Source organism: Streptosporangium nondiastaticum (assembly GCF_003011965.1).
GTDB lineage: Bacteria > Actinomycetota > Actinomycetes > Streptomycetales > Streptomycetaceae > Streptomyces > Streptomyces nondiastaticus.
Genome location: NZ_PXWG01000261.1, coordinates 1 through 3,696 on the forward strand (window position 1 = coordinate 1; position 3,696 = coordinate 3,696).

Consider the following 3,696-nt stretch of genomic DNA (forward strand, 5'->3'; position numbering starts at 1 on the left):
CCGGCGGGCCCGGCCGGACGGCGGGCCCGCAGGCCGCCGGCGCGATCCGCCGCAGCACCCCGGGCGAGACGCCGGCGACCACCGTGTCCGCCTCGTCCACGCGGCCGTCCGCCAGCTCCACGCCGGCGGCGCGGCCGTCCTTCTCGGCGACGGCCACGACCTCCGCGCCGAAGACGAACTCCACCCGGCGCTTGCGGCACCGCTCGTACACGGCGTCCGCCAGGCCGCGCATGCCGCCGCGCACGTACCAGCTGCCGAAGGTCTGCTCCATGTACGGCAGCACCGCCGCGCTCGCGGGGGCGGTGCGCGGGTCCAGCCCGTACGCCAGGGCGTGGCTCTCCAACAGGGCCGCGAGCCGCGGGTCCTTCAGCTCCCGCTCGGCGACGGCGGCCAGCACGGGCGGGGTGCTCCGCCGGAACAGGCCGCGCTTGCGCAGCCCCGGATACGGGTCGTGGCCCAGGGCCTCCAGGTACTCCGGGTCGGCGAGCAGCGGCTCCTCCAGCAGGGGCCGGCGGGTGGCGTCCCACACCGCGCGCGCCCGGTTCACCAGCTCGCTCCAGCGCTCGCCCGCACCCGCGCCCACGGCCTCGTCCAGCGCTTGGACCACACCGGCCCGGGACGCGTTGGGCAGGGCCACGGAGGTGCCGTCGGCGAAGACGTGCGCGCTCGCCGGGTCGACCTGGACCAGGCCCAGGCTCTGCTCCAGCGACTCCTTGCCCGTCTTGACGAACAGGTCGCGGTAGACGGCCGGCAAGTGCAGCAGCCCCGGCCCCGTGTCGAAGGCGAAGCCGTCCCGCGTCATCCGCCCGACGCCTCCGCCGTGCGTCGCCGCGCGCTCGTACACCGTCACCCGGTGGCCCGCGACGGCCAGCCGGGCAGCGGCCGCCATCGCGCCCATCCCGGCGCCGATCACCGCAATCCGTGCCATGGGCACGACTTTATCCGGCGGCACCGTCACCACCGTTCCGCGGCGTCCGGCAGCCGCCCGCGCCGGGTCTGAACACCCAGGGCTGAGTACCCGTACTCAGAGGAGGAGATGAGTAGGTGCACGGATGGGCCGCGGCCCGCCGGGCGGAAGAGTGGTGCGCACGGAAGGGGCGCGGCGCCGGCACCGCCGGCACGGGGCTGCGGAACGGCGCGGCACCCCTGACGTGACCGGGGGGACGGGGGTCCCCGGAAGGGGGCTCGGGGGAGCTACGGGGGAGCAACCGGGGGAAGGCGGCCCCGGCGCAGGCCGAAGGGGGATCGGCCGGCGCCGGGACCGCTGCCGTTTGCGGGGGTACCTAGCGGACCGCCCCGTTCAGACGGCCCTGCAGGAGGCGCGAGAGCGCCGCGTGCACGTCGTCGGCCGACCGCTCCGGCTGGAACGACCGCCAGTCCAGCGCGGCCACCAGCACCATCCCGAACACCGCCGACGCCGTCAGCGGGATGTCGCTCTCCGCGAGCGGGTCGCCCTCCGCGCCCGCCTCCCGTAACGCGGACTCGATCACCTCGACCGCCTGCTGCCGCACCCGCGTCAGCGTCGGCTGCCAGGCCCGGTTGGTCCGCCACAGCTCGGCGACGTAGAGCTGGGCCAGCGACGGGTGGCGGGCGACGAAGTCCAGCTCGGCGCGGATCATCGCGTCCAGGGCGGCGGACCGGCCACCGCCGCGCTCGGCCGCCTCCTCGGCCGCGGCCCGCAGCGATCCGGTCAGCAGCTCCATGCCGTGCCGCAGCAGCTCCTCGAACAGATCGGTCTTGCTCGCGAAGTTGTAGTAGACGGTGCCCTTGGCCACCCCCGCCCGTTCCGCTATCTCGTCCACGGTGGTGGAGGAGAAGCCCTGTTCGGCGATGAGGGTCACCGCGGCGGCGAAGAGCTTCCGCCGGGTGTTCTGACGGCGCGTGCTGCTGCTGTCCATGAAGTGATTCTCCTCTGCCCGCCCCGCCGCCCCGCGCCCGCGTCAACCCCGGGTGGCCGCACGGGCATTCGTGCGGGCCGGATCCCTCCGGCCGGGCCTGCGGAAACGCGCCGCGGCGCGCTCGGCCACCGCGTCGGCCGCCGCCCCGGCCGGGCGCATTAGGCTGGGGCGGACACCTTCGTCCGCCGATCCACCGCCGAGGAGCCATCCGCCGTGTCAGACCCGCTGCGCCCCCGGGCCTCCCTGCGTACCGCCGTGGTCTGGGAGGTCCTGCGCGACGCCCTGGACCGCCGGGTGAAGGCCGCCGCCCCGGCCGGCGGCGTGCTGGACGTGCTCGACACCGGCGGCGGCTCCGGCAAGTTCGCGGTGCCGCTGGCCGCCCTCGGCCACCGCGTCACCGTCGTCGACCCCAGCCCCAACGCCCTCTTCGCGCTGGAGCGCCGGGCCGCCGAGGCCGGCGTCGCCGAGCGGGTCCGCGGCGTCCAGGGCGACGCCAGCGGCCTGTTCGACGTGGTCGAGCGCGGCTCCTACGACGTGGTGCTCTGCCACGGCGTCCTGGAGTACGTGGACGACCCCGCCCAGGGCGTGCGCAACGTGATCGAGGCGCTGCGTCCCGCGGGCACCCTGAGCCTGCTGGCCGCGGGCCAGGGCGGCGCTGTCCTCGCCCGCGCGCTCGCCGGGCACTTCACCGAGGCCCGCCAGGCCCTGGCCGACCCGGCCGGGCACTGGGGCGCGGGCGACCCGGTGCCGCGCCGCTTCACCGCCGGCCGGCTCTCGGAGCTCGTCGAGGCCGCGGGCCTGGAGGTCGGCTCCGTGCACGGCGTCCGGGTCTTCGCCGACCTGGTGCCCGGCGTGCTGCTCGACGCCGAGCCCGGCGCGCGGGAGGCGCTCGCGCAGCTGGAGGCGGCCGCCGCCGCGCTGCCGGCCTTCCACTCGGTGGCGACTCAACTGCACGTCCTGGCCGAGCGTGGCTGACCGCGCGCTGTAGGTCACAGGCCACCCGATCAGCCGGTTCGCCCCGTATGATCGGGGGACACCGTCCGGCATGGCCGATCGGCGAACCGGGAATGTACGTCCCGACGCCACCGGTCGCCACACGGACATCGGTGGGCGGATTGGCGCAGAGGGGCGGGTTTCACGGGGGCGATTCCCTGCCTATCCTGAAAGGGTCGCACCCGGTCGCCCCCCGCGACCGACGAGTAGGAGGACTCCGTGCCGCTCTCGGAGCACGAGCAGCGCATGCTCGAGCAGATGGAGCGAGCGCTGTACGCCGAAGATCCCAAGTTCGCGACAGCGCTCGAGGGCAGCGGCCTGCGCACGTACACCCGGCGACGGGTCTACCAGGCGGTCGCCGGGTTTCTGTTGGGTATCGCGCTCTTGATGACCGGCGTCATGATTCAGGGACAGTACTGGATCAGTGTGGTCGGCTTCCTCGTGATGCTGGGCTGTGCGGCCCTGGCCGTCACGGGCTGGCGCAAGGCGCCGCGGGCCGGTGCGCAGCGGGGGACGGGCCCGGCGGGGCAGCTGGGCGGCCGCGGCCAGATCCGCCCGCGCCGCAGCATGATGGACCGCATCGAGCAGCGCTGGCAGCGCCGCCGCGACGAACAGGGCCACTGAGGCCCGCACAGTCCTTCTTTGAACCCTTGGGGAACCTTTGAACCCTTCAGGGAACGCAGACTCTTCATGGCGTGGGGTCGGGAGCAGGTCTCCTGACCCCACGCCATATCCGTCTCCGGCGGGTGCCGTTCAGGCGGCCGCCGACCGGCGCCGCGCGAAGCTCCCCGGCCGGGCGAGGTCC

4 protein-coding genes are annotated in these 3,696 nt (G+C 75.1%); 2 read left to right on the top strand and 2 right to left on the bottom strand.

Annotated elements, in window-relative coordinates; all coding sequences use genetic code 11:
• On the bottom strand, positions 1-928 hold a 928-nt coding region (locus B7P34_RS35380; RefSeq protein ID WP_148668964.1), incomplete at its 3' end, for a phytoene desaturase family protein.
• Positions 929-1,283: 355 nt separating this feature from the next.
• Positions 1,284-1,898 carry a TetR/AcrR family transcriptional regulator gene (locus B7P34_RS35385; protein ID WP_106682222.1) on the bottom strand — a complete coding sequence of 205 codons (615 nt, stop codon included), beginning with the start codon at positions 1,896-1,898 and terminating at the stop codon, positions 1,284-1,286.
• A 213-nt stretch (positions 1,899-2,111) separates the two neighbouring features.
• On the opposite strand from B7P34_RS35385, the gene B7P34_RS35390 reads away from it, so the two are divergent.
• Both B7P34_RS35390 and B7P34_RS35395 read left to right on the top strand, forming a co-directional pair.
• Positions 2,112-2,873: a methyltransferase gene (locus B7P34_RS35390; RefSeq protein ID WP_106682223.1), complete on the top strand. Its 762-nt coding sequence runs from the start codon at positions 2,112-2,114 to the stop codon at positions 2,871-2,873.
• 237 nt (positions 2,874-3,110) lie between these two features.
• Positions 3,111-3,515 carry a DUF3040 domain-containing protein gene (locus B7P34_RS35395; RefSeq protein WP_106682224.1) on the top strand — a complete coding sequence of 135 codons (405 nt, stop codon included), beginning with the start codon at positions 3,111-3,113 and terminating at the stop codon, positions 3,513-3,515.
• The last annotated feature ends 181 nt before the right edge of the window (positions 3,516-3,696 follow it).